General features: G+C 42.5%; 13 protein-coding genes. 7 read left to right on the top strand and 6 right to left on the bottom strand.

Going from position 1 to position 16,009, the window contains the following annotated elements:
* Positions 1 to 98 precede the first annotated feature (98 nt).
* The 4 genes from topA to FTU29_RS11985 form a co-directional block, all read right to left on the bottom strand.
* The gene (gene topA, locus FTU29_RS12000) at positions 99 to 2,741 is read right to left on the bottom strand and encodes a type I DNA topoisomerase (RefSeq protein WP_180122027.1); all 2,643 of its coding nucleotides are present in this window, start codon (positions 2,739 to 2,741) and stop codon (positions 99 to 101) included.
* Between the two features lie 38 nt (positions 2,742 to 2,779).
* On the bottom strand, positions 2,780 to 3,229 hold the full coding sequence (locus FTU29_RS11995) for a hypothetical protein (RefSeq protein ID WP_078189705.1): 450 nt from the start codon (positions 3,227 to 3,229) through the stop codon (positions 2,780 to 2,782).
* A 70-nt stretch (positions 3,230 to 3,299) separates the two neighbouring features.
* Entirely contained in the window at positions 3,300 to 4,301 is a 1,002-nt protein-coding gene (locus FTU29_RS11990; protein ID WP_180122025.1) for a hypothetical protein, read from the bottom strand.
* A 132-nt stretch (positions 4,302 to 4,433) separates the two neighbouring features.
* On the bottom strand, positions 4,434 to 4,679 hold the full coding sequence (locus tag FTU29_RS11985) for a SlyX family protein (protein ID WP_078189840.1): 246 nt from the start codon (positions 4,677 to 4,679) through the stop codon (positions 4,434 to 4,436).
* A 34-nt stretch (positions 4,680 to 4,713) separates the two neighbouring features.
* Here FTU29_RS11985 and FTU29_RS11980 point away from each other — a divergent pair, with 34 nt between their 5' ends.
* From FTU29_RS11980 to FTU29_RS11965, 4 genes are all read left to right on the top strand, one after another.
* Positions 4,714 to 6,618 carry an ATP-binding cassette domain-containing protein gene (locus FTU29_RS11980; protein ID WP_180122023.1) on the top strand — a complete coding sequence of 635 codons (1,905 nt, stop codon included), beginning with the start codon at positions 4,714 to 4,716 and terminating at the stop codon, positions 6,616 to 6,618.
* Positions 6,619 to 6,803: 185 nt separating this feature from the next.
* The gene (locus tag FTU29_RS11975) at positions 6,804 to 7,565 is read left to right on the top strand and encodes a 3-oxoacyl-ACP reductase (protein ID WP_180122021.1); all 762 of its coding nucleotides are present in this window, start codon (positions 6,804 to 6,806) and stop codon (positions 7,563 to 7,565) included.
* 87 nt (positions 7,566 to 7,652) lie between these two features.
* On the top strand, positions 7,653 to 8,588 hold the full coding sequence (gene lpxL / locus FTU29_RS11970) for an LpxL/LpxP family Kdo(2)-lipid IV(A) lauroyl/palmitoleoyl acyltransferase (RefSeq protein ID WP_180122019.1): 936 nt from the start codon (positions 7,653 to 7,655) through the stop codon (positions 8,586 to 8,588).
* A gap of 32 nt (positions 8,589 to 8,620) precedes the next feature.
* Positions 8,621 to 9,733: a glycosyltransferase family 4 protein gene (locus tag FTU29_RS11965; RefSeq protein ID WP_180122017.1), complete on the top strand. Its 1,113-nt coding sequence runs from the start codon at positions 8,621 to 8,623 to the stop codon at positions 9,731 to 9,733.
* Between the two features lie 179 nt (positions 9,734 to 9,912).
* Here FTU29_RS11965 and FTU29_RS11960 read toward each other — a convergent pair whose 3' ends face one another.
* Positions 9,913 to 10,218 carry a hypothetical protein gene (locus tag FTU29_RS11960; protein WP_257226927.1) on the bottom strand — a complete coding sequence of 102 codons (306 nt, stop codon included), beginning with the start codon at positions 10,216 to 10,218 and terminating at the stop codon, positions 9,913 to 9,915.
* A gap of 370 nt (positions 10,219 to 10,588) precedes the next feature.
* On the bottom strand, positions 10,589 to 11,716 hold the full coding sequence (locus tag FTU29_RS11955; protein WP_180093271.1) for an endonuclease/exonuclease/phosphatase family protein: 1,128 nt from the start codon (positions 11,714 to 11,716) through the stop codon (positions 10,589 to 10,591).
* A gap of 185 nt (positions 11,717 to 11,901) precedes the next feature.
* Between FTU29_RS11955 and asd the strand changes: the two genes are divergently transcribed.
* From asd to FTU29_RS11940, 3 genes are all read left to right on the top strand, one after another.
* Positions 11,902 to 13,020 carry an aspartate-semialdehyde dehydrogenase gene (gene asd / locus FTU29_RS11950; protein ID WP_180122014.1) on the top strand — a complete coding sequence of 373 codons (1,119 nt, stop codon included), beginning with the start codon at positions 11,902 to 11,904 and terminating at the stop codon, positions 13,018 to 13,020.
* Between the two features lie 143 nt (positions 13,021 to 13,163).
* A complete protein-coding gene (locus FTU29_RS11945) occupies positions 13,164 to 14,594 on the top strand; it encodes a hypothetical protein (RefSeq protein ID WP_180122012.1) in 1,431 nt (476 codons plus the stop codon).
* A 75-nt stretch (positions 14,595 to 14,669) separates the two neighbouring features.
* The gene (locus tag FTU29_RS11940; RefSeq protein ID WP_180122010.1) at positions 14,670 to 15,980 is read left to right on the top strand and encodes a fimbrial protein FimV; all 1,311 of its coding nucleotides are present in this window, start codon (positions 14,670 to 14,672) and stop codon (positions 15,978 to 15,980) included.
* Positions 15,981 to 16,009 lie beyond the last annotated feature (29 nt).

Raw genomic sequence — 16,009 nt, 5'->3', positions numbered from 1 at the left:
ACAATTTAAAAGCTCAATAGATTGCCTATCATCAAATATCCCTGATCAAAAGACATAAAAAATGCCGACCGAAGTCAGCACTTTATTGGTTTTAAAGCTTAAGCCTCAACCCACTTACCGTCTTGGTACACCAAAGACCATTTGGTTTGTTTGCCTTCAGGATTTTCAGAACCAATATATTGCGCTTGGTTTTTACGGCTGAATTTTACTAATGTTGGGTTTCCTTCAGGATCGACATCTGGTGCTTGTAAGATGAACTGATATTTCGCATCCAACTGATCTGCGACAGAACGTAGTTCCGCGACTTTCGGTGCACGAGTTTCACGTACTTTCGGGAACTTACTTGCAGCTAAGAATAAACCTGCTGCGCCATCACGAAGGACAAAGAAGTCATCATGTTTTGTTGAACGTAAGTGCTCCATTTTAATTGGATCTACACGTGGAGGTGCAGGCTGACCGCTCTTCAACACTTTACGTGTATTGTCACAGCTATTACATGCAAAGTAAGGACCGAAACGGCCTGTCTTCAATTGCATTTCGCCATCACATTTGTCGCACGGAATGGTTGGACCATCATAACCTTTGATTTTGAACTCACCTTCTTCAAGCTCAAAACCAGCGCAGTCTGGGTTATTACCACAGATATGCAACTTACGCCCACCATCAATCACATAGCTATCCATGGCTGTTTCACAGATTGGACAGCGTTTTTTCGACATTAAATCTGCTGTTTCTGCCGAGTCATCGTCAGACAGTGCAGCCAATGATTCTACAGGTGTCAGGTTCAAAGTCCCCTTACAACGCTCTTTTGGCGGTAAGTTATAACCTGAACAACCCAAGAACACGCCTGTAGTCCCTGTACGAATCTGCATCGGACGATCACATTCTTTACAGTGCACAGCATCCACTTCTACAGGTAAATTACGGCGCATGCCATTTTCACCCTGAGCTGTGGTTAAACGTGTTTTAAAATCACCGTAGAAGCTATTGAGTAACTCTTTCCAGTTACGATCACCATCGGCGACTTTATCTAGTTGACCTTCAAGATCTGCCGTAAATGCATAGTTCATCAAATTATTAAAGTTTTCATCGAGACGGTCTGTCACGATTTCACCCATTTTCTCGGCGAACAAACGACGGTTATCGAGCTTCACATAACCACGGTCTTGAATGGTTGAGATAATCGCAGCATACGTCGATGGACGACCAATCCCTTTTTTCTCAAGCTCTTTGACCAATGATGCTTCAGTGAAGCGCGCAGGTGGTTTAGTAAAGTGTTGAGATGGATCTAATTTTTCAAGCTTGAGTACTTCCCCAACTTTTACAGCAGGTAGCAGTACATCATCATCCGATTTGTTTTGGCCACGCACTTTAGTGAAACCATCAAAGACCAATGTGCGGCCTTTGGCTTTGAGTTCAACACCATTGGCATTGACTAAAATCGTTGATGATAAATATTCTGCTGGGGTCATTTGACATGCAACGAACTGACGCCAGATCAGGTCATAAAGACGCTGCGCATCACGCTCTACACCCACCAAACTATCGCCTTTTAGCGCTACATTTGATGGACGAATCGCTTCATGGGCTTCTTGCGCACCAGCTTTATTGCCGTAGCGATTTGGTTTTGCCGGTAAATATTTTTGTCCAAACTCAGTTTCAATATGACCACGAACCATATTTACAGCGTCATCACTCAAGAATGTTGAGTCTGTACGCATATAAGTAATAAAGCCGGCTTCATATAACCGCTGTGCCAACATCATGGTTTTCTTCACAGAAAAACCTAAACGTGTACTTGCTGCTTGTTGCAGTGTAGACGTGATGTATGGCGCACTTGGATTGACCTTGGTTGGTTTGTCTTCACGTGCTGAAACTGTGTAATCGGCATCTTTAATCAGGTTCAGTAAAGCATCCGTTTCAGCTTTGTTGTGCAGTTTTAAAGTCTTGCCATTTTGCTTCACTGCTTCTAAGCGGATATCGTCTTTCTTCGACTTGGTATCTGCAAAAACTTGCCAAAATTCTTCTGGAACGAAGGCACGAATTTCACGTTCACGCTCAACCACAAGTTTAACAGCCACAGATTGCACACGACCTGCCGATAAACCACGGGCGATTTTTTCCCATAAGAGTGGCGAGATCATAAAGCCCACAATACGGTCGAGGAAACGACGGGCTTGTTGAGCATTGACTTTATCTGTATCGAGGCGAGAAGGATGTTTAAACGCTTCTTGGATGGCATTTTTGGTAATTTCGTTGAACACCACACGTTGATAACGTGAGTCGTCACCGCCAATTACTTCTTTTAAATGCCAAGCAATTGCTTCTCCTTCCCTATCCATATCCGTTGCGAGATAGACCTCGTCAACTTGCGATGCAAGCTTTTTCAGTTCCGCAACAACATGTTCTTTACCCGGTAGGACTTCGTACTGTGCCTTCCAGTCATTTTCAGGGTCTACACCCATACGATTAACCAAAGCTTTTTGTGCTTTTTTGGCTTTTTCAGCTTCAGTTAATTTTGCACGAGTTACTGGCTTTTTATCTGCTGTTTTACTCGAGCTGCCTGTAGGTAAATCACGGACATGACCCACCGATGATTTTACGATGTAATCAGAGCCCAAATATTTATTGATTGTTTTCGCTTTTGCAGGCGATTCCACAATCACTAACGCACGCTTTTTCCCAGCATCGGCAGATTTTGCTGTGGTACTTTTAGATGTGGACCGAGGAGCGTTCGCCATAGTTAACCATCATTCCTGTTTAATAGGTTTTTTAAAATTTAAAGTTCAGCCAATGAATGTAAAAATGCTTTCATATCATCAAGCTGTGTAGCTCTTAAGTCAGATTCTTCGTTCCAATAGAGTCCTACACAGTTTGCCTGCATATCAATAGCATAAATGCCCTTTAATGTAATGGCTAAATCCTTGAACTTGTCATCACCATGCACCAGTTCAAGTTTGTCATCGACCACTAAAGCACGCATTAAAGGCAAACGCGCATCTGGAATCAGCACACTGTAATACGCCACCATACTGGCACGTTTTTCAGAAGCCATTGGAATCTTGGTCCAAGCAGGTGCAGCCACTAAACGTGGGTGCAGCCCCATCTTACGCGCCTTCTCACGCATAATGCCCAGAGCTTTTTCTCTAGGATTTACTCGAAGTCCAAAAATCGACCCAAGTACAAAGACCACAATAAAAACGGTAACCCAGATTCCAGTATTTTCCATAGCACAACCTTTATATTCCTTTATTAGAGTTGCATAAGCGCAATATAAAACGCAAGTTCACTCGATAAAATTAATTCAGGAACATCTCGTGGCTATACAGCACTTCGTGACCATTCCAGTAGATATATCCTTTTTCGATCAACTCTTTAAGTAATAATCGAACGTCAGATTGCGGGAACATTTGCTCCAATAAATCACGTAAGGCATAGATATCTTTTGGTTTATCTGACTTTAATTCATGCAATTTTCGGATCACTTCCATTTGCACAGGATCAATCTTATTGAAATTTTTAAATAAGCCTTGCTGTGCAGCCTGAATCATCGACGCCGTATCATCAGTATTTGAGGTTTGTTCTTCGAGTGAAGCAGTAAATGCATTCAGGTCTGTTTTTATGGGCAATGCTGTTTCAGCAGTCGCATTTAAATCTAGCTGCACCCATTGTTTGAGTACTTTTTTTCGAATCGAAATCTGCTCATCAAAGCGTTTGACGATTTTTAGATTGATCAACATACCGACCAAATGCTGAGCTTTTTCGCTAGAGACTTGCAAAATATTCATCAGCGAGTTTTTCAGTTTATCCAAACTGTTTGGCTTGCCACTGAGTTTTTCCAGACCATCACAATAGTGTTTAATCAGTAATAAATCAGGTTTATTCCGAATGGTTTCTAGGTCAGGAATTTTATACTTCACTTTATGTGAAACTTCTTGTTCTGACTGAATTTGAATAAGATGTGCGCTGAGCCCAGAGCCATCCAATTGTTCCATCAGTAATTCAATATCAGGCATTGCTGAAATCACTTCAATATGCACATCTGGATCCATCAAGGCCATCAGTTGCCCCACAATCACCGCATATTCAAATTCTTTTTGCGGCGTTTCTGGAATATCCAAAACCACCAATTGACCACTCGCGATCCACCCTGCAATTTCAGTTAAATCTTCAAGTGCATATTCAAATTTTCCACTGCAGCTAAACACATACAAAGTACTGTAATGTTCAATGATATTGCGCAATAGATTTGCTGTGGGCGGGTTATTTTCCAAATCTAGCAGGACAACTTTTTGACTCATGAGATGAAATAATGGGTTTCGATCAGCAGATGCGGTGCATTAGACCTGTCACGCTGCAAAAGGTCAAATAAATTTACACCAATCCACAGCTTTGGCGCTGATTCGTCATCTGCCTGTCATTCAAAATCGACATTAATAATGCGGTGGGCGGTTGGTCATCGGGTCAAATGCCGCGATGCCTTCAGATAAATCTGCCGATTCAATACGACGATACAACATCTGCATTTGTTTCTTTAAATCAGCGATTTCGGCGTTTTGACGCGCAACTTGATCATTCAGTTGGTCAACTAAATCATCTAAAAATGCAATTCGGACTTGCAAATCTTCAATGGGTGCGGAAAATGACGCCTGTTCATCAAGATTTTGTTGTGTAGTCAATTTACACTCCTCATATAAGATTTCAGGAAACATTATGGCCTATATTACTTTAAGGGACGTCCAGCTTGCATTTGGCGGACCTTCCCTACTCGACGGCGCGAACTTCAGTTTAGAACGTGGCGAGCGAGTGTGTCTAATCGGTCGTAATGGTGAAGGTAAGTCTACTTTACTTAAACTGATTGAGGGAACTTTATTGCCAGACGGCGGTGAAGTTTCATTACAAAATGGCATTACGATTTCAATGCTTGCGCAAGATGTACCCATGGATTCGGGCAAAGTTGCTGATATTGTTGCCGATGGTGCAGGTGAAGCTGCTACTGTACTGCGTGCTTATCATGAAGCCAGCGAAGCCTGCGTACTCGGCGATATGGACGCCTGTGAGCGCATGGGTAACTTACAACATCAGATGGATCAAATGGATGGCTGGTCACTTGAAACTAAAGTGAATGCCATCCTCAGTAAAATGGGCCTAGACCCAGAAGCTGACCTTGCAGATTTGTCTGGTGGTCGTAAGCGTCGTGTTCTATTGGCACGTGCTCTCTTAACGCAGCCCGATGTATTGCTACTCGACGAACCAACCAACCATTTGGACGTTGAAAGTATTGAATGGCTCGAAAAATTCCTGCTTGATCAAAACAACTTAACCCTGTTGTTTATTTCGCATGACCGTTCATTTGTCGATAGCATCGCAACCCGTATTGTGGAACTTGACCGCGGCATTTTGCGTAGCTATGAAGGTAACTATTCACGTTACCTCGAACTCAAAGCTCAGCAAATGGAAGCGGAAGAAAAGCAAAATGCACTATTCGATAAAAAACTCGCTGAAGAAGAAGTATGGATTCGTCAGGGCATTAAAGCGCGTCGTACCCGTAACGAAGGTCGTGTTCGTGCCCTAAAAGCATTGCGTGAAGAGTCTAAAGCACGTCGTTCACAACAAGGCAAAGTGAGCATGGCAACGCAAGATGCGCAGCGCTCAGGTAAAGTGGTCTTTGAAATTGAAAACTTAGCTGTGCAATTTGGCAACAGTGCGCCAATCATCAAAGACTTCTCGGCACTGGTATTACGTGGTGACCGTATCGGCTTAGTCGGTGACAACGGTGTGGGTAAAACCACTCTTATCAAAGCTATTTTGGGTGAGCAAGAACATACTGGTACAGTAAAAACAGGTACACAACTTGAAGTTGCTTACTTTGATCAGCTTCGAAATGCACTTGATCTTGAAAAATCAGTGAAAGATAACGTCTCTGAAGGCTCAGACCATGTCGATGTAAACGGTAGCCGTCGTCACATCTATAGTTATTTACAAGACTTTTTATTCTCTCCAGAACGCGCACGTACACCAGTTAAAGCACTGTCTGGGGGTGAGCGTAACCGTATTCTGTTGGCGAAACTGCTACTGAAACCATCGAACCTTATCGTGATGGACGAACCGACCAACGACTTGGATATGGTGACTCTTGAACTGTTGGAAGAAATGCTCAGCGCTTACAAAGGCACACTGTTACTGATTTCGCATGACCGTGCATTTATGGACAACGTGGTGACGTCGACTTGGGTCTTTGATGGTAAAGGTCAAATCGATGAATACATCGGCGGTTACCAAGACTATTTGGAACAGCGTCCTGACCAAACTGTCGTGGATCAAAAAAGCGATGTGAAAAAAGCCATGGCTAAAGCCGAAGCAGCGGCTGCCGCTGCCGTGCCTAAAAAAGTCAAGCTCAGCTATAAAGACCAACGTGCCCTAGAACAACTACCAACTGAAATTGAAGCATTGGAACAAGAGCAAGCTGAATTGTCTGAAAAATTAGCCGACGGTACTTGGTTTATGACTGACGCCGATGCTGCCACCAAAGCATCACAGCGTCTTGCTGAAATTGATGACGAAATGCTAGAAAAAATGGAACGTTTAGATGAGCTAGAAACGCTCGCTAAAGGCTAAGTCCACAAATATTCCACACAGAAAAAGCCGTATTTCGATACGGCTTTTTTTTGTCATATGACTCGGCTGAATTATTAGATCGGATAACTCAGTTTCAAATTGGAGTATACAGCGTCTGTAAAGATGATTCCGCTAATGCGAAAAGCTTGCTATGGTGACACTCAACATTAGATTGAGTCACGAGCATGCAAATTTCAGATCAAATTGTCTTGGTTACAGGAGGCGCACGTGGCCTCGGTTTGGCAATTAGCCAAACTTTAATAGCTGAAGGCGCACGCGTGGTCGTGAACTATCTATCCAGTCAAACTGCGGCAGAACAGTTGGCGACCGCATTTCCTCAGCAAGTGTTTGCCTATCAAGCAGATGTCACAGATAAAGCTCAAGTAGAACAGCTTTTTGCCGCAGCAGAAGCACATTTTGGTACCGCGATCACCTCTGTCGTAAATAATGCCCTCATCCATTTTCAATTTAATGGCGATGCCCGTCCTAAAATGGAAGAACTGACTGCACAACACTTACAGCAACAGTTTGATGGCGCAGTCGTCGCTACACTCAACACCACGCAAGCTGCACTTCCAAAGATGAAAGCACAGGGTTTTGGTCGCATTGTCAATATTGGTACCAACCTGGTACAAAACCCTGTCGTGCCTTACCACGACTACACTGCAGCAAAGGCAGCACTTTTGGCCTTCACTCGCACAGCGGCGCATGAGCTGGGTGAGTTTGGGATTAATGTGAATATGCTTTCAGGTGGCTTATTACAAAGCACCGATGCCAGTAAAGCGACGCCCGATGCCGTGTTTGATTTAATCGCAGCATCGACACCTTTACGCACAGTGACCACACCTGAAGAATTTGCGGCGGCCATCATGATGTTCTTGTCCCCTTACTCACGTGCAGTCACCGGGCAGAATTTGATTGTCGATGGCGGTTTAGTCAAAGGTTAAGTCTAGCGCAGCATGAGTTTGAACTTTCTCTTTCAATTCAGCTTCATGCTAAACTGAACCCTATTTTTTAATCTTTGATTTAGCCCTATGAGTCAAAAGCCAACATATCAACCCGGAAAATTCCAATGGTCTTTCTTACTTCCTCAGTATTGGGGAATTTGGATAGGGATTGTATTTCTTATGATTTTGGCGATTCTTCCGTGGGCAATTCAGTATCGACTTGGGCAATTCCTCGGTTCTGTCGCATTTAATAATCTCAAATCACGTCGTAAAACCACGATTCGCAACTTGGAAGTTTGCTTTCCTGAATGGACGGCAGAACAGGTTGAAGCCAATGCAAGACAGGTTTTTATCGACCAAATGATTGGTATTTTTGAAACCTTAAATGCATGGTACAGCCCGCAGTGGTTCAAAAATCGGGTTCAAATTGAAGGCTTAGAACATATTCAAAATGCACAAGCTGAAGGCAAAGGTATTTTACTCCTCGGCACACATTCTACCCTGCTCGATGCTGGTGGCTATTTATGCGCACAGTTCTTTGAGCCGGATGTGGTTTATCGTCCGCAAAATAATCCGCTGTTGGATATGTTGATTGTGCGTTGCCGTGCCACCATCTATGCCAACCAAATCGACCATGATGATATGCGTGGCTTGATTCGCAATCTGAAAAATGGCCATGCCATTTGGTACAGTCCCGATCAAGACTTTGGTTTAAAACAAGGGGTCATGGCTCCGTTTTTTGGTACTCCCGCAGCCACTGTTACTGCACATCGTCGCTTATTAAAAATTGCTAAAGCCGTAGCGATCCCATTGTATTTTTATCGAGATGGCGACATCAGCAACCCTCAATATCATGTGCTGATTGAACCTGCTTTGGATAATTTTCCGAGTGAAGATGAAGTTTCGGATGCTATTCGAACCAATAAAATTATTGAAAATCAGCTGCGAATCGCACCGACACAATACATGTGGTTCCATCGCCGCTTTAAAACCCGCCCACAAGGCTATGACAAAATCTATTGAGTTCAACTCAGCACATAAAAAAGAGAAATGCTATGAAAGTAATGCAGCTTTTACCTGAATTGAACAGTGGTGGTGTCGAGCGAGGAACCTTAGAAATAGCTCGTGCTTTAGTGACCGCCGGTCATGAGTCCTTAGTGGTTTCAAATGGTGGCCGTATGGTAACTCAATTGGAAGCTGAAGGTTCAACTCACCTCACGCTCGCAATCCATAAAAAAGCCTTATCGAGCTTATGGCAAATTCGTCCTCTACGTAAACTGATTGAGCAACATCAACCAGACATCGTGCATGTGCGCTCACGTGTCCCTGCGTGGCTCACGCATTTTGCCCTCAAAGGGATTCCTGCAAACAAGCGACCTCACCTGATTTCAACTGTACATGGCTTTTATTCGATTAATCGCTATAGTCAAATCATGACGCAGGCTGAAAAAGTCATTGCGGTCTCGGATAGTGTTGTCAAATACATCACGGACAACTACAAAAACTGTCCAACCAAGGACATTGTGCGTATTTATCGTGGCATAGACCCTGCGGCTTTTCCACATGGTTATCACCCCTCAGCACACTGGCTCAATCAAACCCTAAAAGATTTCCCTGAACTAGAAAATAAGCGTCTGATTTGCTTACCAGGCCGTATCACCCGTTTGAAAGGTCATGAAACCCTGATCCATTTAATGGAACAGCTACAAACACAGTATCCCGACGTACATGCGGTGGTGGTCGGTGGTGCAGATCCGAAAAAAGCGGCTTATTTACAAGAAATGCAAGACAGTATTGCGGCTAAAGGGCTGAGTGATCGGATTACTTTTGTCGGTCATCGTTCAGATATCCGTGAATGGTTAGCTTTTAGCGATTTGGTTTTGTCTTTGTCGAGCCAAGCGGAAACCTTTGGACGGACTGTACTCGAAGCACTGTCTGTAGGTACACCTGTAATCGGTTGGAACCGTGGTGGTGTAGCTGAAATTTTATCGAATGTCTATCCGCAAGGTTTAGTCACTGTCGATGATGAAACCCAATTACTCGAAACCTTAAAGTTGCATTTAGACCAACCACAGCAGGTACAGCCTATCAGTATGTTTAGTTTAAAAGAGATGTGTGATCAGACTTTGGAGTTGTATACGCAAGTAGCCTCTCAGCATTCAGCTTAATTGACTACACACCATAGATATTTGCTGTGCAGGATAGCGCTCGGAAATTTTTTTTAATTAAGCACCTAGATCAGCATCTAGAAAGGATATTGTGAATTTCACAATATCTTTTTATCTATTAGGATTTTTTAACTGGCGATTTAATCCTTCCATTTAGCCCTTCAATTTCGGGCTTCCACTTAGCCCTTCCATACACGGTATCGGGACATCAACCAAAGGATTAGCGGCAACAACATGACATTCAGAATATATTTCAAACTTTGCCCTATACGCCAATAACCTCTATCTAAAATATCATGGCGTGCATTAAACAATTCCAATCCCACTGCGACGACCACAACAGTCCAAATCGCATAAGGTGATTTCAATTGGCGGTGATGGCAAAAGGCCACAAAAAAGAACAGGATTAAGCCAAGGTAAATGGAAAGTGCATCGGTGGATAAGTGTGTAATCTGCAATATTTTTTGGTGCCATTCGTACAGCATAGAACGTCTCATACCTATATTTTTATTGGAAATTCATCGTTTTTTCTTGGCACACTGTATAAAGAAATTGATCAAAAGAAAAGCAAAAAATTCTATATCACAAAAGCAAAACCCGAGTTCTGCATCCTGCAAAACTCGGGTCTATGAGGTTGTGCTTTCACAAGTATTCTTTTTATTTTTTATTGGCTTTCCTTTCCTGCATCCGTTCCGTGATGCTTCCATCGGCTTCGTCTTCCTTAGTGGGATGTTCCGTTCCCAGTTCCATGTGCCGATGATCAAAGAATAAGTCAATACACTTGACCTGACCATTCGTCAGAAGCCGAAAGCTGTGTAAGCTATTTCTTACACTTTTCTCTTAAATCAAACAAAATCAAGGTATCTTCGTACCATCCTTATAATCACGGGCGATTTCATCGGTCACAATCTTCTCCTCTTTCTCAGCTTTTTCTATACCCTCCTGAATTGCCTCTTGCGCTTCTTGTTCATCTTCATCTGTTTGCTCTAATTCTTCTTGGATTTGCTCAAATACCCTGCCTGTTTGCAGCACCACATAGACTGGAAAATGGTCTGAACCAATATTGGGCAAGCGTTCCATATGTACCAATGCAAAATCTGTACTATGAAAAATATGGTCGAGCGACCAACGCAGCAGTGGATAATTGGCATGAAAGGTATTTACGAAATGCCGTCCAACACGTGGATCTAAAAGCCCACTGATTCGTTGAAAGAGTCGTGTAGTACGTGACCATGCCACATCATTCAGGTCCCCCATAACGATGCAACTTTCATCTAAATCTTTAATCTGATCGCCTACAATCAGCAATTCTGCATCGCGTAAAGTTGAATCTTTGGCTTCTGTTGGACTTGGCGGTTTGGGATGTAAACAATACAGTTGAACCTGATTTCCTGATGCTAAGGTGACTCGGGTATGGATCGAAGGAATTTCATCACTGAGAATAAATTTGACTTCAGTTTCACTAAGTTCTAACTTGCTATACAAATGCATGCCATACAAATTATCCAAAGGTACGGGTACGCGATAAGGATAATCAGCTTCAATCACTGCCAATTCATTTTGCCAAGTTTGATCTGTTTCTAGCGTGAGTACTAAGTCAGGTTGATGCTTTTGTATTTGTGCCAATAATAAGTGATATTGAGTATTCGGCGTAAGTACATTTGAGACAATGATTGAAATTTGTTTCTGTTTATCTAACTGGTCTGATCGAACTTTTTTGACTTGTTTTTTCCAAATAAAGGTATAAGGCAAAACCATTTTTAATTGATATGCCAAGGCAGCAATCAACCCAATTAAAATGATTTCACGCGCCAAGTCCCATTCAGCATTCCATAAAATTAAGCCTATGAAGGCAAATATGCCCAAAGCCAAGATTTGCAGACGCGGAAAATCTGCACCACGAAACCACCATTCATCTCGTGGTATGAGTGACCAAAATGTCAACCAAATGACGAAGCCCGCCAGTATTTCAATCCAAATCATTACGCCTCCCTTATATTCTTTATTTTTTATTGATTCATAAATTTATATCAGTTTTGCATGTAACATAAACAAGATATATTGCACAATATTATTGGTGTTTTCATTATGTAGCGCTTGCAGTTATGCGCCCTTTTGGTACACTCGAACCCCCTTTTTATTTTTTTAACGCACCGAGGCAAAGTGACATGAAAGTAGGTCTGGTCGGTTGGCGCGGGATGGTTGGTTCCGTCCTTATGCAACGTATGGTTGAAGAAAACGATTTCGCTCATTTCGAACCGTTTTACTTTTCTACCAGTAATGCAGGTGGTGAAGCCCCTGCGTTTGGTGGTAAGACTGCCCCAGCACTTATGGATGCAACGGACATTGATAGTCTGAAGCAAATGGATGTCATTATCACCTGCCAAGGTGGCGATTATACGACTGAAGTTTTCCCTAAGCTTAAAGCAGAAAACTGGAATGGCTACTGGATCGATGCTGCATCGACTTTACGTATGAATGATGAAGCGATCATCGTACTTGACCCAGTAAACATGAACGTAATCAAAGACGGCTTAGTGAAAGGCACAAAAACATTCGTGGGCGGTAACTGTACCGTTTCATTAATGTTAATGGGTTTAGGTGGTCTATTCCAAAATAATTTAGTGGAATGGGCAACCTCAATGACGTATCAAGCGGCTTCTGGTGCAGGCGCGCAAAATATGCGTGAACTGATTTCAGGTATGGGCTACTTGTACAACAATACCAAAGATTTGCTAGATGACCCACGTTCACCAATTTTAGATATCGACTCTAAAATTGCAGCCCTACAACGCGGTGAAGGTTTCCCATCTGCGAACTTCGGTGTGCCTTTAGCAGGTTCTCTCATTCCTTATATCGACAAACAGCTTGAAAGCGGTCAGTCGAAAGAAGAATGGAAAGGTCAAGTTGAAACCAACAAGATCTTAGGCAACCAGCAAATCGTTCCAATCGATGGACACTGTGTCCGTATTGGTGCAATGCGTTGTCACTCACAAGCATTGACTTTAAAACTTCGTAAAGATGTTCCACTGGATGAAATCGAAGATATTATCGCAAGTGCCAACGATTGGTCTAAAGTGGTTCCAAATACGCGTGAAGCTTCAATGACTGATCTGACTCCTGTTGCTGTAACCGGCACCTTGTCTGTTCCAGTTGGTCGTCTCCGTAAGCTCAACATGGGTAAAGAATACCTAGGCGCATTCACTGTGGGTGACCAATTGCTTTGGGGTGCTGCTGAACCTTTACGCCGTATGCTAAGAATTCTCATTGATTATAAAACTGCTTAAGCATTTTTAAGTCTATGAACAGGAAGCCGATCACAATTGATCGGCTTTTTTATGTAACTGTCGTGTAAATATTTTACAATTCTTTGACAACTCGCTAATCTATAATTTTCGCCATGCGACATATATTCGAGCTAAAGATTAAGATGACCGTATATAACAAATTAAAGATCGCCATTTTAGCCGTTATTGCATCTCAAAACATTCAAGCGATCAGCATTGATCCTGTACAAGTCCAGTCAGCACCCGGGGAATTGCTGTACGCTGAGATTCATTTTCGCCACTCAAATACATCTGTGCCGCTCAATGCAAGTTTAGCCACGGCAGAGGATTTGTTAAGTATGGGTACAGGGCATCAACCACCGGGACATTTAAACTTCTTTACGCGTCGTGATGGTGCAGGCAATGGGGTAATTACCATTACCTCTTCGCGTCCAATGACCGACGCTGAGCTTAATTTTATTGTTAATATTAAAGAAGGTAATGCTTCACGCCTGCAACAAATTCGTACCCCATTAAAACGCAATCCAACCATATCGAATGCGAATCAAACCGCCAATGAGCGTGCTTTAGTACCTGTCGTGATTGTAAATGAAAAAGAAATTGCCCTAAATTTACCTGTTAGCACACTCTACACCGCAAAAGCACCTGTAGCTGCAGAACAACCCCTATTACTCAGTACCAAAGCACCTCCACAGTTAGCACAATTAGCAACGTCAACGCCTGTTGCGATTGAACCTGTCACGCATGTACAAAATTATAGTGTTACGCCTGCGGAGCAACATAGCGGAAGTACTTCATCAGGTGCTGAAACATCAATTTCGCAAGTTACAAAAACCAATTCGACCGGCTCTGTCAGTTCAGAAATGCAAGCCACACAAACTGCAACAGCATCAACTGCAAGATCTCAAGACCCATTGGCACAAAAATTTGCTGCGGAGCAGGCAGCACAAAAACGTGAAAATCCAACAACGACAACTCAAACAGCATCTACACCAAAACCAACAAGTACTGCAGCTGCATCAACAGCAACACCTGCGGCAAAATATGTGGTTCGCTCAAATGAAAGCCTTTGGGGGATTGCCTCACGTATCGCGACAGAACAAAACCGCCCTGTTTCTGAAGTCATGCAACAAATTAAAAACAGCAACGAACATGCATTCATTCAAGGCGATGTAAACCGTCTGCGCCGTGGTGCTGCCTTAAATCTGCATGGTATGCAGCAAGCAAAACAGCCTGTAAAAGTCTCTGCTGCAGAACTTGCCAAAGTGCCTTCGAAGCAGTCAGGCAAAACCAAATACCGCTTGAATCAAGCTGAAATGAGTCTGGTGGCAGAGAAAGCGCAAGATTCGGCACAATCTTCTGCCAACAGTGCAGCAGAAAAGAATAAAACTTCGAAAGAGTTGTCATTAAAAGTTATGACATCTCGTGAAAAAACCGTTAAATTACAGAGAAACGTAACTCAATTAGAATTGGCGCTAAATCAAAAGGATCACAGAATTCAATTATTAAATGCTCGTCTTGCTCAACTGCAACAACAGTTGAAAGCTCAACAAGCAGATAAAAGAAGCCAATAAACTAAAACGTTACCAATCAAGATTTTATAGAGATGAGTGCAACTTTATATCGCTCTATCTCCAAGGGGTTAAAACATGCTGATTTATGTGATTCCATTAGTGATCTTAGTGATCGTATTGGTTTTTTTAAACAAACGCCAAAAAGATCAAGAATCAGATAAAGCCAAACCAACATCCACTAAAACCAAGAAAACGGGTGTTTCGGCCAAAGCGACTCCGAAGAAAACTCAAGTGGTTGAAAGCAGTGTCATTGAAAAAAAATCAATGACGCCATTAACGACCGATGCTCGTGGCAAAATTGAAAAATTAATTGCGGAACGTAATTTCTTTTCTGCTGAAGCGCAAATCAATCAATCATTAAAACGTGATAACTCACAACATGAGTTATATCTATATCTATTAGATATTCACATTTTACAAAAAGACGAATTTGCCATCAGCCAATTGCTGAGCCATATTCGTTCACTTGAACTCGATGAAATTTTAGAACAAGCTGAAGCAAAAAAAGTAGAGTTTGAAAATTCTCAAAATGTAAAAGATGATGCCATTAACTTTGTATCACCGATCACTGAAGAGGCTCCCTCAAAAGCTCAAAATACCTCTGATTTTGATGCTTTAATGCAAAGTTCAACTGCTGCACCTGTTGAGCCCAAAGCAGCCGAAATTAAACCTCTAGATTTTAATTTCACCACTGAAACGCCAGCAAAAGCAGACATTTCAACCCCAGTTGAAAGTGCGCCTGCTGAAAAAATACAGACGCTTGAATTTGACACGCTTTCAATTTCACCAGAACCTGCACTTGAAGCAACACCGAAAACTGAAGAGATTGCTCAGCCATCTCCTGCCGTTGAAGAAATCAAACCGATTGATTTTGTAATGGACTTTGCCCCAAGCACTGAAGCTGCGGCTGAAACCAAAACAGAAACTGTAGAAGAAAAAATCGAGCCTTTAGATTTTTCATTTACAACAGAAACATCGGTTGTAGAAGAAAACAAAGTTGAAGCTCCAACCTTAAACTTTGACTTAGGTGCTTTTGAAACAGCAAAAACAGAAGACGCGGTTGTCGCTCCTGCAACAGAGATTAACCTTGAGTCTACGCCTGAAGATAAACCTGCCGCACCTGCTTCAAGTGGTGTGAGTTTTGACATTAGCGGTTTAGGCACACCGTCAACCCCATCTGCTACAGACCAAAATGATCCATTGGTTCAATCATTCCCTGAACTGGTTGAAGTCAATGAAATTGAATTGAATCTTGAATTGGCAGCGCAATACATCAAACTGGGTGCTTATGACGCTGCACGTGAAATTTTAACTGAAAAAGAGGCTGAGTTTTCTTCATCTCAACGTCAACAAGCAGATCAGTTACTGAATCAAATCGCATCTTAAGCAAAAGCGATTTAAACTAAAGCAGTCTT

Origin of the sequence: Acinetobacter sp. YH12086, assembly GCF_013419345.1 — a bacterium.
GTDB lineage: Bacteria > Pseudomonadota > Gammaproteobacteria > Pseudomonadales > Moraxellaceae > Acinetobacter > Acinetobacter amyesii.
The sequence above is the reverse complement of the archived record's forward strand: the minus strand, read 5'-3'. Positions and strand labels throughout refer to the sequence as shown.